The sequence below is a fragment of the Agrobacterium sp. LEGMi-208b genome, assembly GCF_059511785.1.
The window spans coordinates 518,811-545,209 of sequence record NZ_CM183445.1; the positions used below are offsets into that span (position 1 = coordinate 518,811).

The window sequence follows — 26,399 nt, forward strand, 5'->3', positions numbered from 1 at the left end:
CTCTCCCTCATTCCTGTGCTTGTCACAGGAATTTAGCCGACGCGCGTCTGCGCGGCGAAAGAGTCCTTTCAGCCCAAGGACTTGGGCTGGCTGGATCCCTGTGACAAGCACAGGGATGAGGAGACGGAGGGGTCATCGCCTCACGGCTTCTTCGCCCCGACGATCAGAAAGATCGGCCGGCGATCCTCGTGCTTCAGTTCCGGCCGCTCGGCCATCAGAGCCGGATCAGGCCGCGGTTCCGCCAAATGCGTCAGGGCAAAACCGGCCGACAGCAAGCAGTTGAGAATGCCAGACACCGTGCGATGATATTTGACCACATCATCCGCCATCCAGTTGGAGTGGCGCACGCCCTCGTTCTGGTAGTTGTCGAGCGGCCAGTGCAGGATTTCACCATCCTCACCATAAAACCAGTCCTGTTTTTCCAGCGCGGTGAATACCGGATGCTCGATGGAAAAGACGAAATCGCCACCGGATTTCAGCACGGCGAAAACCTTCGCGAATGCCCCGTCGAGATCGCGGACGTAATGCAGGGCGAGAGAACTCAGCACCACATCGAAACTTTCCGGCGGAAAATCGATGTCTTCGATTGCGGCGCGGCGGTATTCGATGCCGGGCCCGCCATTTATTTCGGCGGCGCGGCGCAGCATGTTTTCGGAGAGGTCGACGCCAACGACATGGGCCGCCCCCTGCTCTGCGGCATAACGACAATGCCAGCCGAAACCACAACCAAGATCAAGAAGGGTCCTGTCTTTCAAGGGCGGAAGCATGGCGCGCAATTCGTGCCACTCGCCGGCCTGACGCAGACCTTCCACGGAGCGCGGCATGGCGCTGTAGCGCTCGAAAAACCCAAGATCGTCGTAGATATTCTGTTTCATCGTCGTCTCTCCGGTGGCCGGCATGTGGGGCATTCCATCAATGGCATGAATAGTGGCCGTCAAGAAAAGTCGCTAGTGAGACCGGCTGACAAAAGATAATATTCATCCCATCATAGCGGAATCCGCGGCAAGCCATGTCCCTTTTCTGGGGGGACGAGGCGCCGCGATGGGGGAATATTCATGTCGCAAGCCACACGCCAGACCATGCCCTGGCTGATTATCGCCGCCGGGTCGCTGATCGCGGTCATGACCTTCGGGCCGCGCTCGGCCATGGGCTTTTTCCAGTTGCCGATGCTCGCCGATACGGGCTGGGACCGTTCGACCTTCGGTCTCGCCATGGCCCTGCAGAACCTCTTCTGGGGTCTCGGCCAGCCCTTCTTCGGCGCCATCGCCGATAAATACGGCACGGGCCGCGTGCTCGTGCTTTCCGGACTGCTTTATGCTGCCGGCCTCATCTGCATGTCCTTCGGCACCTCGCCCTTCTGGCTGCATTTCGGCGGCGGCGTGCTGGTCGGGCTCGGCATTGCCGCCGGTTCCTTCAGCGTCATCCTTTCGGCCTTTGCGCGCCATGTGACGCCGCAGCAGCGTTCGCTCGCCTTCGGCATCGGCACGGCAGCGGGTTCGGCCGGCATGTTCCTGTTCGCGCCGATCAGCCAGGGCCTGATTTCCACCTATGGCTGGTCGGACAGCCTGGTCTGGCTTGCCGCGATGATGATGCTCGTGCCGCTGCTCGCCTTTCCCATGCGCGGCAACTCCTCTTCCGGCAGCCAGTCGCAGGCGCAGTTCCAGCAGACGGCGGGCGAGGCGCTGAAGGAAGCGCTGGGCCATAAAAGCTATCTGCTTTTGACCACGGGCTTTTTCGTCTGCGGTTTTCAGGTGGCCTTCATCACCGCGCATTTCCCGGCCTATCTCGGCGATATCGGCATCGAACCGCGCTACGCCGTCATCGCCATGGCGCTGATCGGCTTCTTCAACATCATCGGGTCGCTTGCCGCCGGCGTCATCGCCCAGCGTTATTCGAAACCCTATCTGCTCGCCTATATCTATCTCGCCCGTTCGGTTGCCGTCACCGCTTTCCTGCTTCTGCCGCAATCGCCGCTTTCGGTCGTCATCTTTGCGGCCGTGATGGGCATTCTCTGGCTTTCCACCGTGCCGCCCACCAATGCGCTGGTGGCGATCATGTTCGGCACGCGCCACCTCGGCATGCTCGGCGGTGTCGTGTTCCTGTCGCACCAGATCGGCTCGTTCCTCGGCGTCTGGCTGGGCGGCTTCCTTTACGACAGGCTGGGTTCCTATGATCTCGTCTGGTGGCTGGGCGTCGGCATGGGGGTTTTTGCGGCCATCGTGCATTGGCCCATTCAGGAGCGACCGGCCCCGCGGCCAGCAATGGCCTGAGACTATACGGCTTTATCGACGAGGGCGGGCGTTATCGACCTGCCCTCAATCCCCCGGCTCTCAAGCGCCTTCAGCGCCGCCTGCACGAAACCGTCGCGGGCGGCGTTTTCGTTGAGGCCACGCGGATCGTAGACATGCCGGTTGAGGAAATGGGCGGTGAGGCGGAAAGCCGCCGCAAGGCTGTCAGGATCGGCGGCTTTCGACTGGCCTTCGCTTAAGAAAGCCGGCAGCGACAGCATCCGTTCCGCATAGGGCGCACCGGCCGTGCGGCACACCGCCCTGCCCGTTTTCGGCGATACATAGATAAGGTCGGTGCGCAGCCCCGTCGCCGCGCATTCGGTCAGATCGAGCCCGAAACCGAGTTCGTTCAGCACCGCCAGTTCGAAGCGGACGAACAATTCCCCGGCATCGACCGGATCGTGGAGATTGTCGAGAATGATATCGAGCGCCTGATAGAGATGCGGGTGCGGATCGCGCTCCGGCAGAAGCCTGAGCAACGCGCCCATGGCCTGCACACCGTAAACGGCGGTCGCCGTCTCCATCAGCTGCGCGGCGCGCAATTGCAGCGGCTCGATGCGGAATTCACCCAAATGATCGTGAAGGCGCGCCCGCCAGATGACATCCCCCCGGTTGCCCGCCTGCAGCACCGGCTGCATGCTGCGGGAACGGCCGGAACGCACCAGCCCCAGATGGCGACCACGCGAAGGGGTCATCACCTCGGCGATGACACTCGTCTCGCCATGGCGTTTGACGCCAAGAATGATTGCCTCTTCCTGCCACTGCATGAAACGCGTCCGAACTTCTATAGAGGATTTCGATTCAGGCCCGATCATAGCCGATCTGACGGCAAAAGGTTATTCTTTTACGGCATCGTCGACCGCGCCGACCAGGTTGAGGACGAAATCGACGATTTCGTTTTCCCCGAAGGGCTTGCCGAGCAAAGGCGCGTGCATGAGATCATCCGGAAAGCCGGTCGTATCGCCATAACCGCTGACGAAACCGAAGGGAATGCCGGCCTCGCGCAACCGCCGCGCAAAATCATAACTCTTGCCGTCGGTGAGGCTGACATCGAGAAGCACGCAATCGGCACCGTCCTCTTCGACAGCCTGCCGCGCCTGGGCAAGCGTGGTGGCGATGACGACGATGTCCACCCCCATGGACTGGAGAACCGCTTCGACATCGAGCGCCACCAGATATTCATCCTCAACGATGATAACCCGTTGTGGCACCATATGTTTTCTTCTTCCTAAAAAAGACGGCCGCAAGGCTCGAAGCCACGGTCTCCGACAAGATTCTCCCGTGAGATATCAGGACAGGAGTCGCAAATTACGGCTCCATCGTCATTTAAAAAAGACATGTCGAAAGAAGATCAGATGAAGGGTCTTTGCCGCTTCTCTTCGCTTTCCCAGCCGGCCACATGGGTCAATCCAGCATCGTCAAGCACCATACAGCCCTTGTCCGTCCAGCGGATGAGACCGCGATCGACCAGCTTTCTCAAGGTCTTGTTGGTGTGAACGATGGAAAGGCCAAGCGTGTCGGCAACGTGTTGCTGGGTGACCGGGATTGGCGTTTCGCCGGGAATGAGATTGACCGCTTTCGCCTTGCGATAAAGAAACGCGATCAGATAGGCGGCACGTTCCAGCGCGGTGCGACGGCCGATGCTGAGGAGGTGGCTGTCGAGCATGCGTTCCTCACTCGCCGCGATCCAGGTCAGGTCATAGGCAAGTGTCGGGTGATCGGTGAAGAGGTTGTTGAGGCGCGACCGCTCGAAGACACAGAGCGTGACCGGCGACAGCGCTTCCACCGAATGCTGCATTTCCCCCATCACCGTGCCCTGCAGGCCGACGAGATCGCCGGGCATGACATAGTTGAGGATCTGCCGCCTGCCGTCTTCCAGCGTCTTGTAACGGAAAGCCCAGCCCTGCAGAACGGTGTAAAGATGGGCGCTATGCGAGCCTTCCATCAGGATGACGGAGCCGCCTTCCACCGCCAGCTCCCCCGTCTTGAACCGCGAGACGAAATCCAGTTCGGAAGAGGAAAAATCCCGGAAATGCGGCAGATCGCGCAGGGGACATTGCTGGCACGGGGTGGTGGAAATTCCGTTCGGTTTTTTTGGCGACATGAATATCCATCATCGAAAAAGGTTGCGCCCAATTGTTTTGGAACAACCCGCCCGAGCGTATTCGGTTCCCGATGGTGGGTGAAGATATTCAGTTCGTTCAAGGATTGCGTCGCGCCCCCCCTCAAACACTCAAAAGCGAAGGGTTTGGGCAATCTCGACGTTCGCGTTGGTTCGCAACATTTCCCGCCCGTCATTCCGGCCTTGAGCCGGAATCCAGTCGACGCGCGTCTGCGCGGCGAGAAGGACTTCTTTCAGCCCAAGGACTTGGGCTGGCTGGATTCCGGCTCAAGGCCGGAATGACGGAAGCGGGTGTGTTTTCGCGTCGCGCATATCGCGCCTGCGGGTTACCCCCGCGGGAACTCCAGCCCCATTTCACGGAAGCGCTCCGGGTCGTCGCCCCAGTTCTCGCGCACCTTGACGAACAGGAAGAGATGCACCGGCTGCTCGAGGATTTCCGACAGTTCCTTGCGCGAGGCGGTGGAGATGGCCTTGATCGCATCGCCGTTCTTGCCGAGCGCAATCTTCTTCTGGCTGTCGCGCTCGACATAGATCACCTGCTCGATGCGAACCGAGCCGTCCTTGCGTTCTTCCCACTTTTCCGTCTCGACATGCGAGGCATAGGGCAGTTCCTGATGCAGGCGCAGGAACAGCTTTTCGCGGGTGATTTCGGCGGCGAGCTGGCGCATCGGCAGATCGGAAATCTGGTCTTCCGGATAATACCAGGGGCCTTCCGGCAGTTCGGCGGCCAGATAATTCATCAGATCTTCGCAGCCCGAACCATTGGTGGCCGAAATCATGAAGGTGCGGTCGAAGCCAACCGTTTCATTGGCGGCGGCGGCGAGCTTCAGAAGGTCTTCGCGCTTCACCTGGTCGATCTTGTTGAGGCAGAGGATCTTCTTCTGCGGAACGTCCTTCAGACCTTCGAGGATGGTTTCCGCATCGCCTTTGAGGCCGCGTTCGCTGTCGATCAGCAGCAGGATGAGATCGGCATCCTTCGCTCCGCCCCAGGCGGAGGTGACCATGGCGCGGTCCAGCCGGCGGCGCGGCTTGAAGATGCCGGGCGTATCCATGAAAACGATCTGGGCATTATCGTGAATGGCGATGCCGCGCATCACCGCGCGCGTCGTCTGCACCTTGTGGCTGACGATCGAAACCTTGGCGCCCACCAGCCGGTTCACCAGCGTCGACTTGCCGGCATTGGTCGGGCCGATGAGGGCGACGAAGCCGGAGCGGGTCGGAAGGGCATTGTCTTCGCCAGTCATGGCGGGGTTTTCGTGATCGGTCATGATATCCATTCAAGGTCAGAGGTATTCAACATGCGGCCAAAGGGTCCGCCATGCGCTCGATGTTCAGCACCCGGTTCGCCGGGCGCTCAGTTCCGGGTGGAGGTCTTCTGCCAGACGCCTTCGCGTTCCAGCAATCGTGTTGCCGCCACCTGTTCGGCCGCGCGCTTGGAGCGCTCGACGCCGGTTTCCGGCTTTACGCCGGGAATTTCGACAGTCACCGTAAAGCGGGGATCGTGATCCGGTCCGGAGCGATCGTCAACCCGGTAAGAGGGCGTGGTCGCAAATCTGGCATGCGCCCATTCCTGCAGCTCGGTCTTGGCGTCGCGTCGCCCGGCATCCACGCTGGTCGCGCGGCCCTGCCAATATTTCAGAATGAATTTGCGGGATGCTTCCAGCCCGCCATCCAGATAGATGGTGGCGATCAGGCTTTCGACCACATCGGCGCGCACGTTGAGCATCGCCTTGCCGGTCAGTTTCTTCACGTCCGATCCCGTGCGGATGAAATTATGCAGGCCCATCTCATCACCGATCGCGGCGCAGGATTCAGCGCTGACGAGCTGGTTCAGACGGACGGAGAGTTCGCCTTCGGTGGCGTTGCGGAAGGTGGAGAACAGCAATTCGGCGACGCAGAGGCCGAGAACGCGGTCCCCTAAAAATTCCAGACGCTCATAATTGCCGGCCGCGGCGGAGCGGGCGCTGGCATGGGTCAAGGCCCGGTCGAGCCGGGCCTTTTCCTTGAACTCATATCCGATCAATGCTTCCAGACGGGAAATCTCGTCCGCCGAAAGCGGCTTGCTCTTGCTCATTCCACAACCTTGAAGAGGCGGTCCCAACGCATGTTGGCAGGCCATTCCCAAATGCGGCTGAACGGCGTGTCGTTGCCCAGCGAGAAGAAGATGACGCTGGCGCGGCCGATCAGGTTTTCTTCCGGTACAAAACCGACATCGAAGCGGCTGTCGAGCGAATTGTCTCTGTTGTCGCCCATCATGAAATAATGGCCTTCCGGCACCACGAATTCGCGCGTGTTGTCGCCGCGAGAGTCAGGCGACTGATCGAGCGTGTCATAGGTGACGCCATTCTCCAGCGTTTCGCGGAAAACAGGCACATTGGCGCCCGGATCGGCGCGGTAGTCGGAGGTGAAGGTGCCATCGGGCTGTTTCGGCACCGGCTGGCCGTTGATGAACAGCACGCCGTTGGTCACCTGGATGCGATCACCGGGTAAGCCCACGAGACGCTTGATGTAATCGACTTCAGGATTGGGCGGCAGGCGGAAGACCACGACATCGCCGCGCTTCGGCTTGCTGAATTCGAGAATGCGGCCCGAAAACAGGTTCGGCGAAAAGGGCAGCGAATATTTCGAATAGCCGTAGGAGAACTTGTTGACGAAAAGATAGTCGCCAACCAGAAGTGTCGGCATCATCGAGCCGGACGGGATCGTGAAGGGCTGAAACAGCACGGTGCGGATGACCATGGCCAACAGCAGCGCCTGAATGATGACCTTGACGTTCTCCCAGAGGGCATTCTGCTTCTTTTCAGCTTTTTCCGACACTTAAAGACCTGCCTGATTGTTTCCCGGCTTCTTCGGCTTCACGAAGGCTTCCGGGCCGTTGTTTGTCGCGCCTGCGGCGGGTGAAGCGGTTTCACGCAGCCGGCAACGCTTTCATATTTCTGCGACTTCTCTAGAACCTTTCCAGCCCGAAGGGAAGCGCTTCTGTGACACGTCCGCAAATAGGACGCCAATGCGGCTTCACCGGGTCTTACCCGTTCACGGGAACCGCTTCGATAATCACAAATGCCTGAGCGTAAGGGAAATCATCCGTGATCGTCAGATGGATATTGGCGCGGTGGCCGGCAGGCAGCATGGCCGCCAGCCTCTCCCCTGCCCCATTGGTCAGGATCATGGTCGGCTTGCCGCCCGGCAGGTTGACGACGCCCATATCCCTCCAGAAAACGCCGTTCGCAAGGCCGGTTCCAAGCGCCTTGGAGCAGGCTTCCTTGGCGGCGAAACGCTTGGCATAGGAAGCGGCGCGGTTCTTGCGGCCATCGGATTTGGCGCGTTCAATATCGGTGAAACAGCGATGGGTGAAACGCTCGCCGAAGCGCTCGATCGATTTTTCGACGCGGCGAATGTCGATCAGGTCGCTGCCCAATCCAATGATCATTTCAACATCTCCAGAGAAGCATTCTTATTGGCGGCGCGGTGGGCAAGATTTTCCATCTTGCGCCGCTGGAAACCGCTGATGAGGCCGTAGACGGCAATATAGATAATGACGGCGCTGATGACGGCAGGAAGAAGTGCACCGATGGTCATGGGTTCCAGAACCGGCGTCCATATCTGCCGGAATTCGAGATGGCTGAACAGTGCCACGAAATCCACATGCGCCGCACTTGCCGTCTTCTGCCGGCCAAGGATGAAATGCCCCAGTTCCCAGGTGGATGCCCAGATGAAGGGGAATGTCAGCGGATTAGCGAAGGTGGTGCCGAGCGCGGCCGCCACGAGATTGACGCGCAGGAGAAATCCGAGCGCCATGGCGATGATGATATGAACGCCGAGAAACGGCGTCCACGCCACGCCGACACCAAGGGCAACACCGGCGGCCACCGAATGCGGAGAGGCGGAAAGCCTGAGCAGACGCAGCTTCATGTAGCGCAGCGAACGGGAAAAACCCGTGCGCGGCCAGAAGAGGTCGCGAATCTTCTCTGAAAAACCAACGGGTTCACGGCGGCGAAACGGCATGGAGGGGAGTTTATTTCATCCCCCGGGCCGCGCCAAGAGCATCGTAGACGACGCAGGGATCTTTTGCAGGTGTATTCTCCGCTTCCGTCATTCCGGCCTTGAGCCGGAATCCAGCCGACGCGCGTCTGCGCGGCGAGAAGACTCTTTCCAGCCCAAGGACTTGGGCTGGCTGGATGCCGGATCAAGTCCGGCATGACGGACGCGGGATGTCACGAATACAGTGAATATCGAGCCTTCAATATCAGTCCCAATTTAGTGTCGTCTATTGCGACAGGGGACTGAACCGGGATTTTTTGCGGCCTATTGGTCAACCAGTTTGGGACAATCGCTTGAAGCGCGCATTCACATAGTTTTGCAAGATACAGGGGCGAGCGTGCCAACAACTGCCGCACACCCTCCGAGTCTCATACGCATGGCGAAGGGCTGCCATGCGCTGAGTGCATTACCGGCGAAACAGGCCGCGGTCGATTTCGCGCTGGCGGAACTCGAGGTCGACATTCGATACCGAGCCGCTGAGATATTCGAATTCGCGTTCCTGGGTCGTCTTGCCACGAACGGCGCGGGCGATCTTGCGAAGCGGAGTAAACATGATTTTCGGTCCTTTCGGTTTGGAACTGGCGTTTCTCATCGGTGTTCATCCACCGGCACGCCGCGTTTCCTTCTCTTCAATTTCTGAGAAGAAAATAGTCGCAAACCACATTAACCACCAGAGACAGGAAAAGGCCGCTGCCATGCATTAAGCGCATAGCAACGGCCTCTCATTATTTGCGAAGGATCAAAAATGCCTCAATCGAAGGCACGCGTCACCGTCGATACGCAATCGAGATCCTTGAGCTGCGACAGAAGCTGGTTCAGCTGCCTGAGATCCCAGACTTCGACATCCAGCGCCAGCTCGGAGAAGTCAGTACCGATGCGGACCATGTTGAGACCGCGGATATTGACATCCAGCGTCGCGATCGACTGCGCCACGGAAGCGAGCGTGCCCGGCTCGTTCAGCGCATTGATCATCACCCGCGCCATGAAGCGCGACTTGTTCGCCTCATCGAGGTCCCAGCGCACATCGATCCAGCGTTCCGGTTCATCGTCGAAGCGCTGCAGCGCCGGCGCCTGAATAGGATAGATGGTGATGCCCTTGCCCTTTTCCATGATGCCGACGATGCGATCTCCCGGAACGGCGCCGGCGGCACCGAAATGCACGTCGACATTGCCGGAAAGGCCACGGATGGGCAGCGGGTCCGGCCCGTCAAGCATTTCGGCCGCGCCATCGTCCTCAAGAACGGAGCGCGATTTGCCGGGGATCTTGAAGACCATGCCGGAGGCGCTGCGCATGTTGAACCAGCCATCATCGCCGGTCATCTTCACCGTGACGCGCTCATCCTGATAGTCGGGATAGACCGCGCGCAGCACATCGAGCGACGAAACCTCGCCGCGGCCGACGGCGGCGATGGCGTCCTCGACATCCTTCTGCGCCAGACGATGCAGCACGGGCTTCAGCGCTTCCCGGGAGAAGGCTTTGCCGGCGCGCTCGAAGGTACGCTCGAGAATGCGATAACCGAGGCCGGAATATTGCTTGCGGATGGCCATGCGGGTGGCGCGGCGAATGGCCGAACGGGCCTTGCCCGTCACCACCACCTCTTCCCATGCGGCCGGAGGCACCTGCACGCCGGAGCGGATGATTTCCACCTCGTCGCCATTGTTGAGCCGGGTGACGAGCGGCATGATGCGGCCGTTGATCTTCGCGCCCACGGTGGTGTCGCCGATATTGGTATGCACCGCATAGGCGAAATCGATGGGGGTGGCGCCGCGCGGCAGGGCAATCAGCTTGCCCTTGGGCGTGAAGCAGAACACCTGATCCTGGAAGAGTTCGAGCTTGGTGTGCTCGAGGAATTCTTCCGGGCTGTCGCCCTCGGCCAGCGATTCGATGGTGTGGCGCAGCCAGGAATAGGCGTTCGATTCCGGCGAGAGCAGATCGCCCTCCCCGTTCTCACCATCCTTGTAGAGCGCATGGGCGGCAATGCCGAATTCGGCAATCTCGTGCATGCGCTTGGTGCGGATCTGCAGCTCGATACGCTGGCGCGACGGGCCGACGATGGTGGTGTGGATGGAGCGATAATCGTTCTGCTTCGGGGTGGAAATATAGTCCTTGAAGCGACCGGGCACCACGCGCCAGCGGGTGTGCACGATGCCGAGCGCCCGGTAGCAGGAGGGAATGTCATCCACCAGAATGCGGAAACCATAGACGTCGGACAGCTGCTCGAAGGAGAGCGACTTCGACTGCATCTTGCGGAATACCGAATAGGGCTTCTTCTGCCGTCCCTTGACATTGGCGCCAAGCAGACCGTTGGCCACCAGCAGTTCGCGCAACTCGTCCTCGATCTTCTTGATCAGGCCTTCATTGCGCGTTTCCAGCTCCTGCAGGCGGTTGGTCACCGTCTCATAGGCTTCCGGGTTGAGATAACGGAAGGACAGGTCCTCCAGCTCGTCGCGCATGTCCTGCATGCCCATGCGGCCGGCAAGCGGCGCATAGATTTCCATGGTCTCTTCGGAAATGCGGCTGCGCTTGTCGGCCGGCATATATTCCATGGTGCGCATATTGTGCAGGCGGTCGGCGAGCTTGACCAGGAGGACGCGCACGTCGTCGGAAATGGCGAGCAGCAGCTTGCGCAGGTTTTCCGCCTGCTTGGCCTTGCGGGTGACGAGGTCGAGCTTCTTGAGCTTGGTCAGCCCTTCCACCAGCCGGCCGATGTCTTCGCCGAAGAGTTCGTCGATTTCGGCGCGGGTGGCGGTGGTGTCCTCGATCGTATCGTGCAGCAGCGCGACTGCAATGGTCGATTCGTCGAGATGCATTTCAGTGAGGATGGCGGCAACTTCCAGCGGATGCGAGATATAGGGGTCGCCATTGGCCCGCTTCTGCTGGCCATGTTTCTGCATCGCGTAAACATAGGCCTTGTTCAGCAGGGCCTCATTCGCATCCGGTTTATATTTTTGAACCCGCTCGACGAGTTCGTATTGCCGCATCATGCGATATTCCACAAAAAGAAAGCGCGCCAACCATGGGGTCGGCGCACAATGCTGCATCAATAGGGATCAGATTATGACGGCAACTATTGACAGACGGTAACCACCGCCTGCCAAAGGCATCATAAAATCCTATCAATAATCGTCATTTTTTTCCGGCGGCACAAGGCCTTCGATACCGGCCAGCAGTTCTTCTTCCGACATCTGGTCGAAAGTGACGGTTTCCGGCTGGTCGTCGTCTTCGCCATCGGCAATGGCGGAGGCGGCGAGCGTGACCGGATCGGGCTCGGGCTCGTCCACTTCCACATGCTTCTGCAGCGAATGGATGAGGTCTTCCTTCAGATCGTCGGGAGACAGGGTCTCGTCGGCGATTTCACGCAGCGCCACAACCGGGTTCTTGTCGTTGTCACGGTCAACCGTGATGGAGGACCCTTGAGAAATCTGGCGCGCACGGTGGCTGGCGAGAAGCACCAGCTCGAAACGGTTGTCTACTTTATCAATGCAATCTTCAACTGTGACGCGGGCCATTGCCTGTCCTTTGCGGGTCGTAATGTTCGTGGATCAAAGCGCCGTGCAGTCTTCAGGATGCACAAGGGTTGCTCTAACCTATTGAATCTGCGCTTCGTGCCTTGCGGAAAACGCTTGCGATCTCTCGCGACGAAGCTTTCCGGCTTCCGATACAGCCATTGGCCGCAGAATTCAAGTTTTTCCTGTCTTTGGCGTCTTTTGGCACCTTATCGCCCATGTTTGGCGTCTGATGAATAAAATGTCTAGAAGAATTGTCTTGGAATACGGGGGAAGGTAGCTTACTTAAAACGCAACGGCTTTGCGCGAAATTCGTTGATACGACAATGATTTTTCGCGTTATCGACCGGATATAAAAGCCAGATAATGGCCTTTCCAAAAAAAGGAATGGGATGGAATGTTCGATCCACGGGAGAAAATTGCGCTCTTCATAGACGGAGCCAATCTTTATGCAGCATCGAAAAGCCTGGGATTCGATATCGACTACCGCAAGCTTCTGAAGGCCTTTCAAAAGCGTGGATATCTGCTGCGCGCCTATTATTACACCGCGTTGATCGAGGATCAGGAATATTCCTCGATCCGTCCGCTGATCGACTGGCTGGATTATAACGGCTACAAGGTCGTGACGAAGCCGGCTAAGGAGTTCACCGACGCGCTCGGCCGCCGCAAGATCAAGGGCAACATGGACATCGAACTGGCAGTCGATGCCATGGAACAGTCCGAGACGGTCGATCATCTGGTTCTGTTCTCCGGCGACGGCGACTTCACCACACTGGTGGACGCGCTGCAGCGCAAGGGCCGCAAGGTTTCCGTGGTCTCCACCATGGCCACCCAGCCCGCCATGATCGCCGACGACCTGCGTCGCCAGGCCGACCACTTCATCGATCTGATGACGCTGAAGGCCGAAATCGGGCGTGACCCGAACGAGCGCCCGGTGCGTCACGCCGAAGGCCCTGAAACGGTCTGATCCGGCTTTACCCACCGACATGACAAGAACGCGTCCGTCCAAAAGACGGGCGCGTTTTGTTTGAGCGCATGCCGCTCCTTGCCGGAAAATCGCCCTTTAAATTAACAACCGTCAAATCCAGCCAATCGAAATTATATCTTGGTTAATTTTAGACGTGTCTAAATCACGCAACGGCGCCAGAGACATGATTTGGGTGCCAAAGCAGGATAAGAAGACATGCACGGCCAAGCCAAAAACGACCGACAGCTCGATGAAAGATTGAATTTTCTGGGGCTCGGCCCCGGTGAGAGGCAAAATCTTTCAGACATGAAGGGCGTCATTGCCGGCTCTCTCGATGCGTCGCTCGATCGTTTTTATACGAAGGTTCGCGCAGTGCCGGAGACGGCGAAGTTTTTCTCCAGTGAAGCGCATGTGCAGCACGCCAAGGGCATGCAACTCAAACATTGGGAGCGGATCGCTTCCGGCACCTTCAACGACGACTACACCAATGCCGTGACCGCCATCGGCCGGACCCATGCAAGGCTGGGGCTGGAGCCGAGATGGTATATCGGCGGTTACGCGCTGATGCTCGACGGTATCGTCAAGGCGGTGATCGAGTCCGAGTTGAAGGGCCTCTTTATGGAAAAGAAGGCCAGGAAGGTGAAGGACGCCTTGTCCGCCACCATCAAGGCCGCCCTTCTCGACATGGATTATTCGATCTCCGTCTATCTCGACGTGCTCGCTGCCGAGCGACAGAAGGTGGAGGCCGAGCAGGCGCAGATGAAGAAGGAACAGGATCATGTCCTCGACCTGCTCAACAACGCCCTCGACAGGCTGGCCAATGGCGACCTCACGTCCAGCATCGGCGAAAAGACCGCGCCGCAATTCGAAGGGCTGATCGCCAATTTCAACGCCGCGGTCGGCAATCTCTCCGGTGCGTTTTCGCAGATCGTCGAAGAGGCGAACAAGATTTCCGGCAATACGCGTGAACTGACCTCGGCAACCGACGACATGGCCCGCCGCACGGAGCAGCAGGCCGCCGCGCTGGAGGAAACGGCCGCCGCGGTGGAGGAAATCACCACCATCTCCAAACTCTCGGCGCAGCGCTCCGAAGAGGCCAAGGCCATCGTTGAAAGCTCGGCGATTGAGGCGGCGCGCTCGCGCGATGTGGTGACGGATGCGGTGAAAGCCATGGGGGCGATCGAGGAATCGTCCCAGAAGATCACCCAAATCATTTCCGTCATCGACGAGATTTCATTCCAGACCAACCTTCTGGCGCTGAATGCCGGCGTTGAGGCCGCACGCGCGGGCGAAGCCGGCAAGGGTTTTGCCGTTGTTGCCCAGGAAGTGCGGGAGCTCGCGCAGCGCTCCGCCACCGCCGCCAAGGAAATCAAGACGCTGATCGCCAAGTCTTCCGAGGATGTGATGCAGGGCGTTTCGCTGGTCAACAAGACGGGTGAATCCCTGAATACCATCGGCAACAAGGTTGATCATATTCAGGAGCATATCGTGTCGCTGACCAAGGCGGCGCAGGAGCAGTCCGCCGGCATCCAGGAAATCAACGCCGCGATCAACAGCATGGATAATCTGACCCAGAAGAATGCGGCCATGGTGGAAGAAACCAATGCGGCCACGCATAATCTGAGCGATGTCAGCGCCAATCTGGCGGCGCTTGTGAGCCGATTCAGCGTTTCGGCTTCGAGGGCGCATGTAGAGCGGACTTATCGGGCTGCTTGAAAACCATCGATTTCAGGGACGACAGCCTTCTCCCCTCCTCATTCCTGTGCTCGTCACAGGAATCTAGCCAGCCCAAGTCCTTGGGCTGAAAAGACTCTTCTCGCCGCGCAGACGCGCGTCGGCTGGATTCCTGTGACGAGCACAGGAATGAGGGCTGTGGGCTTTAGGCCGCCCCGCCCTTCAGCAACCGAGACTTCTGCCGGTTCCAGTCGCGTTCCTTCTCGGTCTCGCGCTTGTCATGCAGCTTCTTGCCCTTGGCGAGCGCCAGTTCCAGCTTCGCGCGGCCCTTGTCGTTGAAGTAGACCTTCAGCGGCACCAGCGTCATGCCTTCGCGGTTGATGCCGGCGCGCAGGCGGTTGATCTCCCGCTTGTTCAAAAGCAGTTTGCGGCGGCGACGCGGCTCGTGGTTGAAGCGGTTGGCCTGCAGATATTCCGGCAGGTGGGAATTGATCAGCCAGATTTCATCGCCCTCGTCCGAGGCATAGGATTCGGCGATATTCGCCTTGCCTTCGCGCAGCGACTTGACCTCGGTGCCGGTCAGCACCAGCCCTGCCTCATAGGTGTCGATGATTTCGTAGTTGAAACGGGCCTTGCGGTTTTCCGCAACGATCTTGTTCACAACGCGCTGGCTGCCTTTGGGGGCCATGATATTTCAATCCCTTGTTTTTCTTATTGCGCCTTCGGCTTACCGCCGAGAGCGGTTTTCGAACCTCTATTTAATGTTGTCGCCGCAAAAAGAAAAGGCGCGCCGAACGGCTTCTGTTTCGAAGCGGTCCATGGCGCGCCTTCAGGCTTTTAAGACGTGGCTCAGTTCATCAGGCCGGCATGCTTCAGCGCCGCATCGATGGCCGCTTCCGTCGCCGGTTCCAGCGTGCTCATCAAGGGCGAACGAACCCGGCGATTGCCGCCGCGCGTCTTCGACAGCGCATATTTCGTGCCGCAGACGCCGGGCTCCATGAAGATCGCCTTGTGCAGCGGCATCAGGCGGTCCTGATAGTCCAGCGCCTTGGCATAATCACCCGCAAGCATTGCCGCCTGGAATTCCGAACAGAGGCGCGGGGCGACATTGGCGGTGACCGAAATGCAGCCGACGCCGCCATGGGCGTTGAAACCGAGCGCCGTGCCATCCTCACCCGAAAGCTGGATGAAATCCTTGCCGCAGGAAATGCGCTGTTCGGAGACGCGGTCGAGCTTGCCCGTCGCATCCTTGACGCCGACGATGTTCTTATGCGCCTTGACCAGCGCACCCATGGTTTCCGGCGACATATCCACCACCGAGCGCGGCGGGATGTTGTAGATGACGATCGGCAGCTTCACCGCTTCGGCAACGGCGGAGAAATGGGCGAACAGACCCTTCTGCGTCGGCTTGTTGTAATAGGGCGTGACCACCAGCAGCGCATCCGCGCCGGCTTCCTGCGCGTGCAGCGCAAGCTCGATTGCTTCATCGGTATTGTTGGAGCCTGCGCCCGCAATGACCGGAACCCGTTTCGCCGCTACCTCGATGCACAGCTCGACGACACGTTTGTGCTCGTCGTGGGAGAGGGTTGGAGATTCCCCCGTCGTGCCCACCGGCACAAGTCCGCTGCTGCCTTCGGCGATCTGCCATTCCACATGGGCGGCAAAGGCCTGTTCGTCCACGGCGCCATTGTCCGTGAACGGGGTAATGAGGGCGGGAATTGATCCCTTGAACATGCAAAGCTCCTGGCGCCGAGCCGGTTCATGCTTCGGCCGCATTCGATGGTTAAAACCGGCACACATTAGTGCCAGCCCTTGGCGCCGACAAGCGCAAAGGCAGCCTATTTTGCCCGAAATTGTCGGAAGTGTGACAGTCTCCGGGCCGTGATCGGCAAGCCTGAAAAGCAGGTGCCGAAAAGAGACGCCGCTCGCGGGGCGGTGAATAAAAGTTGATTGAATTGCAGGGCGGCGATTAACATTTCATTAAGCCTGAAATCCCAAGATTTCGAGGAGGGACATCAGACCGTTTTCGGCAATCCCGCTGCAATGTAGCAATATTAGAGCATTTCCAGTAAAAGTGCGTAGCGGTTTTACGTCCGGAAAATGCGGAAAAACAAAGAGCCAGAGCATGTCGAACGATTCCGTTAAACAGGACGTGCTCTGGAAGAAAGTCGGCAACTCCGTTACACGATGAAGAACGGCATGAAAAAGACAGTCTGGGGATTGATGGCGGCAGGCCTTGCCGCAACCGTGTGGAACGCATTGGCCGGGCCGCTGCCGGAAGGTGCGGCACCCCTTCCCTATGTCAAACCGAATGCGCCGACCGTTCCGGCCTTCATGCCGGCCTCGCCTGAAATCACCGGCGCCATACCGCGCCTCAACCGTCCCGACGATACCAGCCAGCTGAAGGCAGGCCTCGACGCGCTTTCCAGCCGCGATGCGGCACGGGCGATTGCGTTGCGCAACACCATGCCGACCGGCAGCCTAGACCGGCATATTCTCACCTGGGCAATCGCTGTTTCCGGCCAGAAGGACGTCGCTTCCGCCGAGATCGCCGCCGCCCAGCGCGAGCTCTCCGGCTGGCCGGGTGCCGCCACCCTGCGCGCCAATTCCGAAAAAGCGCTTTACCGCGAAGATCCTCCGGCGCCCGAAGTGCTCGCCGCCTTCGCCAATAGCCGGCCGGAAACCGCGGAAGGGACGGTCGTGCTTGCCAAGGCGCTCGCCTCCTCCGGCAAAACGGCCGAATCCCAGAACCTCATCCGCCAGCTTTGGGTCAGCGAAGGCATGGACACGGACATGGAAGACCGTGTGCTTGCCGAATTTCCTGCCTATCTGACCCCTGCCGATCACAAGGCGCGCATGGACTATCTGATGTATCGCAGCCGCATCAGCCAGGCGAAGCGTTTTGGCGATCTCGGCAAGGCGCAGTCGCTTTATAATGCCTGGGCTGCCGTGCTGCAGCGATCCGCCACGGCGACCGCACTGCTCGGCAAGGTCGACGCCTCCTGGCGCAGCGACCCCGCCTATCTTTTCGCGCGGGTGGAAAACCTGCGCAACCAGCAGAAATATCCCGAAGCCGCCGTGCTTCTGCGGCAGGCCCCGAAGGAAACGGCCAAGCTCGTCAATCCCGGCGAATGGTGGAACGAACGGCGCATCATCGCCCGCGGTGTGGCCGATCTCGGCGATTTCGCCGAGGCCTATCGCATTGTCGCCAATCACTCGGCCACCTCCGCCGTCGACACCGCCGATGCCGAGTTCCATGCCGGCTGGTATGCGCTGCGAGCGCTGCGCGATCCGGCGACGGCTTCGCGTCACTTCACCACGCTGCTCCAGACGTCCAACCGGCCGCTTTCCGCCTCGCGCGCTTATTATTGGCTCGGACGGGCGGCGGAGGCTGGCGGACCGGGCGATGCCCGTGACTTCTTCACCAAAGCCGCCGCTCATCCCGGCACGTTTTACGGCCAGCTTGCCGCTGCGCGAATCGGCGCCAAGACACTGAACGTCACCTATCCCAACCCCAGCAGTGGCGACCGCGAACGTTTCGCCGGCCGCGAGGCCGTGCGCGCCATCGACCGGCTGGAGACCACGGGTTACGGCTGGCGAGCCGACAGTCTCTATCGGTCGCTTGCGGAACAGCTCGACAGTCCCGGCGAGCTTGCCATTCTGGCAGCAAGGGCGGAGGGCAACGGCAATCATCAGGTCTCGCTGCAGATCGGCAAGACGGCCTTCAGCCGCGGCATCGATGCGGCCGCACTTGCCTATCCGCTCGGCGTCATTCCCGCCAGCGCCAATATTGCCGGCTCCGGCAAGGCGCTTGCTTACGCCATCGCCCGGCAGGAAAGCGCCTTCAACCCGGCCGCCGTCTCCGCCGCCAATGCCCGCGGCCTGCTGCAGCTTCTACCCGGAACGGCCAAGGGCGTGGCCGGACGCCACGGCCTGCCCTACACCCAGGCGCGCCTGACCACCGATGCGGGCTATAACGCCACGCTCGGCGCGCATTATCTCGGTGAGCAGATCGACAGCTTCGGCGGCTCCTATATCCTCACCTTTATCGCCTATAATGCCGGGCCGAAGCGCGTGCCGGAATGGATCGCCCGCTATGGCGACCCGCGCGGCAAGCCGATCGACGAGGTGGTCGACTGGATCGAACGCATCCCCTTCCCCGAAACGCGCAATTACGTGCAGCGGGTGATGGAGAATTATCAGGTCTACAAGACGAGGCTCGGGCAACAGGCCGATATCGTTGACGACCTGCGCCATGGGCGGGCGGGATAAGGCGGAGCCGCCAGCTATTCCATCTCTGCGCGCTCCGGCACGGGCGGCGGGTACTCCACTGGCGCCACTGCACGGATTGCCGGTCGATCCAGTTGCGCCGGCATCATCCCCGGCCTGCCCCGAATGTCTACAACCTATTGATTTTATTCAATGTGATTAGTTCTTCGGTACAGATCCGAAGATGCGTCGATTGTCTTTGGGCAAATTCGTCAAAAGCGGGCGCCGGCTGGTCGATGCTCGCTTTGCCCGAACGACATCTATTTTCACCCAGCCATGAAAACGAAAAACCCCGGCATTTCTGCCGGGGTTTCCATCACTGACAATGTCAGATCAGATTAGAACGAACGCTGAAGGCGAACGAAACCGGTCCACTGGTCGCCAGCGCCGTTGTCAACACCTTCGGTGCCATCAACGTCCTGGTAGTTAACAGCAACCTTGGTGGCGAGGCCCTGCGTGATCTGGTAGTCGAACGTTACACCAGCGCGCCATGCGTCACGATCGCCGGTGAAGTCGTTGTCAGCACCGATATCAACCGTACCGAAGTACTGAGCGCCGGGGGTGATGGTCAGCTTGTCAGTTGCCTTGATGGCGTATTCAGCAGCAACCGTCCACTCGGACTCTTCGTAGTAAGAGTTCGCACCGGAAGCCCATGCGCCGGAGAGACCGAACGTGCCCGGACCGATGTCAGCCGTGACGATTGCACGGATTGCACCGTTTTCCTGGTCGGTGTCGTAGGAGCCGAGCAGGTTTGCGCTAACAGCGCCGAACTTGGCACCGATGATACCGCTGATACCAACGTTGTTCGGGCCTTCGATGAAGCCGCCCTTGGTGATGCCGAGGTTCGAGTCGGCGTCAAGCGGGGTTTCAAGTTCTTCAACCGAAATACCAGCGTAGAAGGAGCCAGCGTCGTAGGTGTAACGCAGAGCGTTTGCACGGGTGGAGTTCGAAGACAGGATGTCGGTTTCACCGGAGAGATCGTCATCCCACCAGGTGTACATGTAACCGACCTTCAGGCCGCCGAGTTCGATGAAAGCCTGGTCGACATTGACGCCACGGTTGCTGTCATTGTCAGCTTCGCCACGGAAACCGATGAAGCCGCGCAGGGCGCCGAGCTCGGTGTCGGTGCGGGTGTCGATTTCGAACTGAGCGCGCGTGAACGAATCCCAGTCAGACGTGCCGGATTCGTTACGACCGAAGTCGGTCTGGAAACGGATGTAACCGCCGAACTTCAGGCAGGTCTCGGTGCCGGGGATGTAGAAGAAGCCGGTGCCGAAAGCGTCGCAAACGCGAACATATTCCAGGGGCTCGGGCTCGGCAGCGACGATAGCGTCAGCGGCCTGTGCGCCGGATACTGCTGCGAGAGCTGCAGCGGAGCCGATGAGAAGGCTCTTAATGTTCATGGTTGACCTCCAGTCAAACGCTTAATCTTCTAAGCAGCGGGTGGGAATGCACATCAGAAATGCGTGCCGCTTATGGAGATGATTAGAGCCAAAACCGCCGGGGGAGGCAATCGTAATCATGACAGAAGGAAGACAGTAAGGTGTCCTTAGTTTTTCATTGTTGCTAAATAGCTACAATTCTAATGGACAGGGGCCATTTCTTAAAAATCAGTTAATAAATTATGCTTTTCAAACACTTAACAAGGACAAAGGTTGTTCCTACGAGATAAAATCCACCAAGGCCTCCAAAATCCTGACACAACCGGGCCATCGGAAAATGTCCAAAAGACGATTGCCGCGGCCGAGAATCAGCCTCTCCCGCGCACGAGAAGCAACCCTCGCAGCCTTCTGTTTAGACACGCACGAAAATCGATGCAGGCGAATCGCGCAAGGCACAGCAGCTACCCTCACAAGCGAGCCGACACATCAACCGATGAACCGATACCGCACTTTGTCAGGAAACAAGTGGCCCTCACTCTCCAATGCATAATTAAACGAAAAAACCCGGCATTTCTGCCGGGGTTTCCATCACTGACAATGTCAGATCAGATTAGAACGAACGCTGAAGGCGAACGAAACCGGTCCAGCTGTCGCCACCGCCGTTAACACCTTCGGTGCCGTCGACGTCCTGGTAGTTAACCGAAACGAGCGTCGAGAGACCAGAGGTGATCTTGTAGCCAACAGCTACGCCAGCGCGCCATGCATCGCGGTCGCCGGTGAAGTCGCCATCGGTGCCGATGTCCAGCGTACGGAAGTACTGGAAGCCGGGGGTGATGGTCAGCTTTTCGGTTGCCTTGATTGCGTATTCAGCAGCAACCGTCCACTCGGATTCTTCGTAGTAAGCGTTAGCGCCAGAAGCCCATACGCCGGAGAGGCCGAGGGTGCCGGGGCCGATGTCAGCCGTGACGATTGCACGGATTGCACCGTTTTCAGCGTCGGTGTCGTAACCGCCAAGCAGGTTAGCCTTAACAGCGCCGAAGTTACCGCCGATGATGGCGCTGATACCAACGTTGTTGTCGCGCTGACCGTTCAGAACAGTCCAGTTCAGCTGCGAAACGCCGAGGTTGTTGGTGAGGTTCAGACCACCGTCAACGGTCGTGCCGTTACCAGCAACAACGCGCTCGAGTTCTTCAACTGCAACACCAGCGTAGAAGGAGCCAGCGTCGTAGGTGTAACGGATGGCGTTCAGACGCGTAGCGTTCGAGGAAAGCTGGTCAACTTCACCAGACAGACCGTCATCCCACCAGTTGTAGTAGTAACCAACCTTCAGGCCGCCGAGCTCGATGAAAGCCTGGTCGACAACAACGCCACGAGCGCTGTCGTTGTTGGCTTCGCCACGGAAACCGATGTAGCCGCGCAGAGCGCCGAGCTCGGTGTCGGTGCGGGTGTCGATGTTGAACTGAGCGCGCGTGAACGAGTTCCAGTCAGACGTGCCGGACTTGTTGCGGCCGAAGTCGGTCTGGAAACGGATGTAGCCGTCGAACTTGAGGCAGGTTTCGGTGCCGGGGATGTAGAAGAAGCCGGTGCCGAAAGCGTCGCAAACGCGAACGTATTCGAGGGGCTCAGGCTCAGCAGCGACGATAGCGTCAGCAGCCTGGGCGCCGGATACTGCTGCGAGAGCCGCAGCGGAGCCGATCAGAAGGCTCTTGATGTTCATGGTTGACCTCCAGTCAAAGTTTTTAAGTGGGTCTGGGTACTTTCGCTGAAGGACAGCATTCCCTGCCCCATTCCCGTGTTCTTAGAAGCCAAACGATCCACCGCCTCGCTTCTGGTGGTGAAAATACAAAAGGTTTCGCCGCTTGCAATCGCCAACATCCGATAAATAGCATTTACGTATATGCTTCATTTCGGTTTGTTGCGGAAACAACACACAGTGCGTAGCGGGCCGTTTATCGCTTTTACAGTACGTTAAGAATTTCCTTGAAAATCTGTTAGTTAGCGAAGTTAACAAGGTCTTTCTAAACTACGAGCCTTTTCCGCTATTCCCTGCTCTGCCGGTACTGGATGTTGGGATTTTTTGCTTCGAGCGGCCCCGTTCCGGAGCCCGCCACCGGTGCGCATGGGGGAAGCGGGAGAACACCACCCGGCCCAAGACTGATTCATCGGACAACGATTCGACGGGCTGAGCATATGCGGTCAAGCTAGCCGGCTTGCCTTCGGCCCGGGCTGCGCGCTCTGACGCGGCGCATCCGCTTGCGTGCGTCGGGCGCGTTTGAGAACTGGCCCGGGCTCCAAAATCATCACGAAGATGGATGCTGACGCACCAAACCATCATCCCGCGGGACACGAACGCCGCCGCCAACGATGAGGTTTGTTTGCCCCCCAGCGCTCGCCGGGGGAGCAGCACTCAAGTGCCGCCCAGGGCCACGTCGAGTGAATACCGATCGATGCGCTCGTGAAGCGCGGCCACAACGGCTTGCAGGAATTCCCGACGCCGAGGCGCGGTGGTTTTTGCCAGCGCCATTGTCAGCCGCGCGCTAATCCTGTTCATGAATCCCACATGATCAAAGCTGTCGGCGGATATGTTGACCTCAACCTCGTCCATATAGTGCGACAGGTGCGCACCCAGATCGAGATTCGCGTCCATCTGGTAGTGAGAGGCCATCTGCTCTGCAAGCGTGCCCATCTGCGCGTGCGGGCCATATTCGTCGATCATCAAATCTCCTTTGTCTGCGTCAGAATTTAGATAGGCGCTCTTTTTCAAAGAACGAGATGCGTCCAGGATCATCGGCGCAAAAGACCTGATCGAATTTCTAAAATATGCGTGATCGATCCACGCGGCCCGCCTGCGCCATTCTTTGGGAATATTGCTGCACGCAATTGCAATATCACCCGCCGGGTTCCGATTCCCGACAGGAGCGGATAGAGCAGCGATGCAAGAGGCGGGACGACGCTGGCTAATAAATGACGGATCCGATTTCGAAAGGGCGGACCCTTGCCAGGAATATCAAAGCGGGATTCGGCTGATACAGTCCGTGCTTGTCGCCAAGGTTCACAGCCATTCGGCCTGCAAGGGGGAATAAAATGCAACAACAAGCCAGCGGCTCGTTTTGCTTCACAATATTAGATTTTTGGCAGAAATTGATGGCGGAGAGGATGGGATTCGAACCCACGATACGCTTTTGACGTATACTCCCTTAGCAGGGGAGCGCCTTCGACCACTCGGCCACCTCTCCGGTGCGGCCTGATTATTGCGTAAAAAAAATGATTGCAAGGCTTTTTCGCCAAGAAGCACAAAAACCTGTTGGCTGAACATCCCGCTGCGAAACTTTGCGGGCCTTTCGGGAACTTCTTGCAGGCCGGCACGTTCTGCCTTCGGTAACAAAAGAGGTGTTCTAATGGCTCAGACCAAACTGAATGTTGTCGAAGACACGATCGAAAACCAGATTGCGGAGCTGCGCTCGCAAATCGCATCCCTCTCCAAATCCGTCTCCGCCCGCGCGGAAGGGGTGAGCGAGGATGCCTCCGAATTTCTGGACGAGGCGCGCGGCCGGGTTCGCAAGGCTGCGCATAATGTCCGCGCCCAGGGCCAGAATGTAGTGGAAGCCGTCAAGGAAAATCCCGGCACGGCAACCTCCCTGCTGACGATCGTTGGCGCACTCGGTTTTGCCATCGGTTATGCGGTCGGCACAAGCACGCAGCAGAACTCGTCGAACAGCAGCCTTTATCGCTGGCGCTGATCGCCGCATCGACTTAAAATTCGGGCAAGGCGGGTCAACCCTGCCTTGCCTTTCCGTATTGGTTTGAAATGGGATGAATGGGGGCGGATATGCGGTTCAGCGACGATCTTGAAGCGGCCTTGTCGGATTTTGCGAGGGATCACGGCATCGACAGGGATGAGGCCATCCAGCGCATCATTCGCGCCGCCCTTATCAATACCGGTTATCTCGCTTCCGGCGAAGAAGGCATTCCGCCGGAAAAGCTGAACGCCAGCAACGACGACTGAACTAATAGCCAGACCGGGATGGCGCCGGCGCTGCCCCGCCCTTGTAACGGACCGAGAGCGCACGCAGGGTGCTGGCAAATTCCGTGACATCCGCACCGACGGCGACGAAGGATGCGCCGAGTTCGAGATAACGGCGATTATAGGTTTCATTGAAGGTGAGAATGCCGGCGGCCTTGCCCGCCTTGACGATCTTGACGATGGCCGCCTCGATCACCGCCTGCACGTCCGGCTCGTCTATCCTGCCGAGATACCCCATATCGGCGGCCAGATCCGCCGGGCCGATGAAGACGCCGTCGACGCCCTCAACCGCGAGAATATTGTCGAGATCGTCGATCGCCGCCCGCGTTTCGGCCTGCACCAGCAGGCAAACGCCATCGGAAGCGCTGTCGGCGTAATCGGTGATCGTATTAAAAGCCGACGCACGGGCCACGGCAGCCCCCATGCCGCGAATGCCGCGCGGCGGGTAATGCATGGCGCTGACCAGATTTTCCGCCTGATCGGCCGAATCGACCATCGGCACGAGAAGCGTGCGCGCACCGGCATCCAGCAGCTGCTTGATCATCCAGCTTTCGCCGACGGGCACACGCACCACCGGCTCGGCAGGCGATGTGGCGAGCGCCCGCAGCTGGTCGATGATGCTGCGCAGATCGTTCGGCCCGTGCTCACCATCGATCACCAGCCAATCGAACCCCGCCGTACCGGCGATTTCCGCCGTGATGGCCTCGCCCATATCGAGCCAGAGGCCGATCTGCGGCTTGCCCGCGTGGATGGCGGTTTTGAAACGGTTTTCGGGAGCTGGCATGATGTCCTCAGGAAAGCAGTAATTTCAGATCGGCGGAGGGGTCCGCCAGGATGGCGCGATCGGGCTCGGCACCGGTATCGAGCAGTTTCTTGCCCGCGACATAGGCCTTGGCGTCATTGACGGCATCCACCGCAACGAATCGTCCCTCGCGGAAATACCAGACGGACCAGCTGCCCTCGCGCGCACCGGGCCGGAGCAACGTCTCGTCGTAACCCAGATTGAAGCCGGCGATCTGCAGCTTGGCGTCATATTGATCCGACCAGAACCACGGCTTCGGATCATAGGGAGTTTCAGCCCCGGTGAGCACGGCGGCGGCCGCCTCTGCCTGATCGACCGCATTCTGTACCGATTCGAGACGCACATGCTGGCCGCGCCAGGGCAGCAGCGCACAATCGCCCACCGCATGAATGGCGCCGTCGGATGTGCGGGTATGGTCGTCCACCACGATGCCATTGCCGACATTGAGGCCCGATTCGCGGGCAAGGCGGTCATTCGGCGTCACGCCGATGCCGACGATGACAAAATCGACGTCCAGCGTCGAGCCGTCGGAGAGTTCGGCGGCGGCCACCCGGCCGTCCATGCCGACAAGGCGCACGAGACCGGTCTTTTCGCGGATGGAAACGCCGTGGGCCTGATGGATGCCGCGCATGATATCGGCGGTTTCCTTTGCCGCCACACGCTGGAGAATGCGGTCGGCCATTTCGATCAGCGTCACCTCAAGGCCGAGCTTGCGGGCGACCGCGGCCGCCTCAAGGCCGATATAACCGCCACCGATCACCAGCAGCCTGCGGCCCGGCTTCATCTCCTCCATCAGCCGGTCGGCATCGCGCTTGTCGCGAACGGTCAGGACGCCTTCCAGATCGCCGCCGATGCTGGCGGGCAGCAGGCGAGGCGCCGCCCCGGTCGCCAGCACCAGCCGATCATAGACAAGCGTGCTGCCGTCCTGCATGCGTACGGTTCTGGCTGCGCGGTCAATCTCCTCCACCCAGGTGGAAAGCCGGATATCGACATTGTTTTCGGCGTACCATTCCGCCGGCCGGAACATCAGCCGGTCGAAGCTCATCTCGCCGAGAAGGTATTTTTTGGAGAGCGGCGGCCGCTGGTATGGATAGACATCCTCGGAGCCGATGATGGTGATGGGGCGCTCGTCCTTCAGCGCCCGAAGCTTCGACGCCAGCGCGAAAGCGGCCTGCCCCGCCCCGACGATTACCAGCCTTCCCGTCACAGTCCACTCCCAGAAGAATCACGCAGCGCCGATCCTGCCGACCGTCGCGAAGCCATATTGCCGGATCAGGCGTAACGCCAAGTACGGTTCCAGTCAACCGCCCGGCAGCGCCAGCC

General features: G+C 59.4%; 26 protein-coding genes and 1 tRNA gene. 7 read left to right on the forward strand and 20 right to left on the reverse strand.

What is annotated here, in order from left to right:
- Nucleotides 1-140: 140 nt before the first annotated feature.
- The gene (locus AC5YUO_RS02570) at nt 141-875 is read right to left on the reverse strand and encodes a class I SAM-dependent methyltransferase (protein WP_496154139.1); all 735 of its coding nucleotides are present in this window, start codon (nt 873-875) and stop codon (nt 141-143) included.
- A 180-nt stretch (nt 876-1,055) separates the two neighbouring features.
- Here AC5YUO_RS02570 and AC5YUO_RS02575 point away from each other — a divergent pair, with 180 nt between their 5' ends.
- A complete protein-coding gene (locus tag AC5YUO_RS02575) occupies nt 1,056-2,270 on the forward strand; it encodes an MFS transporter (RefSeq protein WP_496154140.1) in 1,215 nt (404 codons plus the stop codon).
- Nucleotides 2,271-2,272: 2 nt separating this feature from the next.
- Here the strand turns inward: AC5YUO_RS02575 and recO are convergent, their stop codons facing one another.
- The 3 genes from recO to AC5YUO_RS02590 form a co-directional block, all read right to left on the reverse strand.
- Nucleotides 2,273-3,055: a DNA repair protein RecO gene (gene recO, locus AC5YUO_RS02580; protein ID WP_496154141.1), complete on the reverse strand. Its 783-nt coding sequence runs from the start codon at nt 3,053-3,055 to the stop codon at nt 2,273-2,275.
- A gap of 69 nt (nt 3,056-3,124) precedes the next feature.
- Complete coding sequence (locus AC5YUO_RS02585) at nt 3,125-3,502, reverse strand: response regulator (protein ID WP_400811880.1); 378 nt, start codon at nt 3,500-3,502, stop codon at nt 3,125-3,127.
- 137 nt (nt 3,503-3,639) lie between these two features.
- Nucleotides 3,640-4,392, reverse strand: coding sequence for a Crp/Fnr family transcriptional regulator (locus AC5YUO_RS02590; RefSeq protein ID WP_496154142.1), 753 nt, complete (start codon nt 4,390-4,392; stop codon nt 3,640-3,642).
- 78 nt (nt 4,393-4,470) lie between these two features.
- Here AC5YUO_RS02590 and AC5YUO_RS02595 point away from each other — a divergent pair, with 78 nt between their 5' ends.
- On the forward strand, nt 4,471-4,692 hold the full coding sequence (locus AC5YUO_RS02595) for a hypothetical protein (protein WP_496154143.1): 222 nt from the start codon (nt 4,471-4,473) through the stop codon (nt 4,690-4,692).
- Nucleotides 4,693-4,736: 44 nt separating this feature from the next.
- Here the strand turns inward: AC5YUO_RS02595 and era are convergent, their stop codons facing one another.
- The 8 genes from era to rpoZ form a co-directional block, all read right to left on the reverse strand.
- Nucleotides 4,737-5,687 carry a GTPase Era gene (era, locus tag AC5YUO_RS02600; RefSeq protein ID WP_496154144.1) on the reverse strand — a complete coding sequence of 317 codons (951 nt, stop codon included), beginning with the start codon at nt 5,685-5,687 and terminating at the stop codon, nt 4,737-4,739.
- A gap of 77 nt (nt 5,688-5,764) precedes the next feature.
- The gene (rnc, locus tag AC5YUO_RS02605) at nt 5,765-6,484 is read right to left on the reverse strand and encodes a ribonuclease III (RefSeq protein WP_400811875.1); all 720 of its coding nucleotides are present in this window, start codon (nt 6,482-6,484) and stop codon (nt 5,765-5,767) included.
- Nucleotides 6,481-7,227, reverse strand: a complete 747-nt coding sequence (gene lepB / locus AC5YUO_RS02610; protein ID WP_400811874.1) for a signal peptidase I — start codon at nt 7,225-7,227, stop codon at nt 6,481-6,483. Before lepB ends, rnc begins: the two co-directional genes overlap by 4 nt.
- A 208-nt stretch (nt 7,228-7,435) precedes the next feature.
- On the reverse strand, nt 7,436-7,840 hold the full coding sequence (gene acpS / locus AC5YUO_RS02615) for a holo-ACP synthase (protein WP_496154145.1): 405 nt from the start codon (nt 7,838-7,840) through the stop codon (nt 7,436-7,438).
- Nucleotides 7,837-8,415 carry a DUF2062 domain-containing protein gene (locus tag AC5YUO_RS02620; RefSeq protein WP_400811870.1) on the reverse strand — a complete coding sequence of 193 codons (579 nt, stop codon included), beginning with the start codon at nt 8,413-8,415 and terminating at the stop codon, nt 7,837-7,839. The genes acpS and AC5YUO_RS02620 overlap by 4 nt, the downstream gene beginning before the upstream one ends.
- A 442-nt stretch (nt 8,416-8,857) precedes the next feature.
- A complete protein-coding gene (locus AC5YUO_RS02625) occupies nt 8,858-9,004 on the reverse strand; it encodes a hypothetical protein (protein ID WP_003496944.1) in 147 nt (48 codons plus the stop codon).
- A 197-nt stretch (nt 9,005-9,201) separates the two neighbouring features.
- A complete protein-coding gene (locus tag AC5YUO_RS02630; RefSeq protein ID WP_400811867.1) occupies nt 9,202-11,436 on the reverse strand; it encodes a RelA/SpoT family protein in 2,235 nt (744 codons plus the stop codon).
- A 132-nt stretch (nt 11,437-11,568) separates the two neighbouring features.
- Nucleotides 11,569-11,961, reverse strand: a complete 393-nt coding sequence (rpoZ, locus tag AC5YUO_RS02635; RefSeq protein ID WP_020009554.1) for a DNA-directed RNA polymerase subunit omega — start codon at nt 11,959-11,961, stop codon at nt 11,569-11,571.
- Between the two features lie 394 nt (nt 11,962-12,355).
- On the opposite strand from rpoZ, the gene AC5YUO_RS02640 reads away from it, so the two are divergent.
- Together AC5YUO_RS02640 and AC5YUO_RS02645 are read left to right on the forward strand one after the other, a co-directional pair.
- Nucleotides 12,356-12,925 (forward strand): LabA-like NYN domain-containing protein, encoded by a 570-nt coding sequence (locus AC5YUO_RS02640; RefSeq protein WP_003509957.1) that lies wholly within the window; start codon nt 12,356-12,358, stop codon nt 12,923-12,925.
- 216 nt (nt 12,926-13,141) lie between these two features.
- Nucleotides 13,142-14,641: a methyl-accepting chemotaxis protein gene (locus tag AC5YUO_RS02645; protein ID WP_496154146.1), complete on the forward strand. Its 1,500-nt coding sequence runs from the start codon at nt 13,142-13,144 to the stop codon at nt 14,639-14,641.
- Between the two features lie 163 nt (nt 14,642-14,804).
- On the opposite strand, the gene smpB is transcribed toward AC5YUO_RS02645, so the two are convergent.
- Together smpB and dapA are read right to left on the reverse strand one after the other, a co-directional pair.
- Nucleotides 14,805-15,287: an SsrA-binding protein SmpB gene (gene smpB, locus AC5YUO_RS02650; RefSeq protein ID WP_269344152.1), complete on the reverse strand. Its 483-nt coding sequence runs from the start codon at nt 15,285-15,287 to the stop codon at nt 14,805-14,807.
- Between the two features lie 161 nt (nt 15,288-15,448).
- Nucleotides 15,449-16,333 carry a 4-hydroxy-tetrahydrodipicolinate synthase gene (gene dapA / locus AC5YUO_RS02655; protein WP_496154147.1) on the reverse strand — a complete coding sequence of 295 codons (885 nt, stop codon included), beginning with the start codon at nt 16,331-16,333 and terminating at the stop codon, nt 15,449-15,451.
- 465 nt (nt 16,334-16,798) lie between these two features.
- Here dapA and AC5YUO_RS02660 point away from each other — a divergent pair, with 465 nt between their 5' ends.
- Nucleotides 16,799-18,871 carry a lytic transglycosylase domain-containing protein gene (locus tag AC5YUO_RS02660; RefSeq protein ID WP_496154148.1) on the forward strand — a complete coding sequence of 691 codons (2,073 nt, stop codon included), beginning with the start codon at nt 16,799-16,801 and terminating at the stop codon, nt 18,869-18,871.
- Nucleotides 18,872-19,206: 335 nt separating this feature from the next.
- Here AC5YUO_RS02660 and AC5YUO_RS02665 read toward each other — a convergent pair whose 3' ends face one another.
- The 4 genes from AC5YUO_RS02665 to AC5YUO_RS02680 form a co-directional block, all read right to left on the reverse strand.
- On the reverse strand, nt 19,207-20,271 hold the full coding sequence (locus AC5YUO_RS02665; protein WP_496154149.1) for a porin: 1,065 nt from the start codon (nt 20,269-20,271) through the stop codon (nt 19,207-19,209).
- 589 nt (nt 20,272-20,860) lie between these two features.
- A complete protein-coding gene (locus tag AC5YUO_RS02670; protein WP_496154150.1) occupies nt 20,861-21,967 on the reverse strand; it encodes a porin in 1,107 nt (368 codons plus the stop codon).
- A 690-nt stretch (nt 21,968-22,657) separates the two neighbouring features.
- Entirely contained in the window at nt 22,658-22,966 is a 309-nt protein-coding gene (locus AC5YUO_RS02675) for a hypothetical protein (protein WP_496154151.1), read from the reverse strand.
- 429 nt (nt 22,967-23,395) lie between these two features.
- Nucleotides 23,396-23,486, reverse strand: a tRNA-Ser gene (locus AC5YUO_RS02680).
- Between the two features lie 162 nt (nt 23,487-23,648).
- Here AC5YUO_RS02680 and AC5YUO_RS02685 point away from each other — a divergent pair.
- Both AC5YUO_RS02685 and AC5YUO_RS02690 read left to right on the forward strand, forming a co-directional pair.
- Nucleotides 23,649-23,990, forward strand: coding sequence for a hypothetical protein (locus AC5YUO_RS02685; protein WP_003509967.1), 342 nt, complete (start codon nt 23,649-23,651; stop codon nt 23,988-23,990).
- Nucleotides 23,991-24,079: 89 nt separating this feature from the next.
- Nucleotides 24,080-24,256 (forward strand): hypothetical protein, encoded by a 177-nt coding sequence (locus tag AC5YUO_RS02690; protein ID WP_170985745.1) that lies wholly within the window; start codon nt 24,080-24,082, stop codon nt 24,254-24,256.
- A gap of 1 nt (nt 24,257) precedes the next feature.
- Here the strand turns inward: AC5YUO_RS02690 and AC5YUO_RS02695 are convergent, their stop codons facing one another.
- Together AC5YUO_RS02695 and AC5YUO_RS02700 are read right to left on the reverse strand one after the other, a co-directional pair.
- On the reverse strand, nt 24,258-25,058 hold the full coding sequence (locus AC5YUO_RS02695; protein WP_496154152.1) for an aldolase/citrate lyase family protein: 801 nt from the start codon (nt 25,056-25,058) through the stop codon (nt 24,258-24,260).
- Between the two features lie 7 nt (nt 25,059-25,065).
- Complete coding sequence (locus AC5YUO_RS02700) at nt 25,066-26,283, reverse strand: NAD(P)/FAD-dependent oxidoreductase (protein WP_496154153.1); 1,218 nt, start codon at nt 26,281-26,283, stop codon at nt 25,066-25,068.
- Nucleotides 26,284-26,399 lie beyond the last annotated feature (116 nt).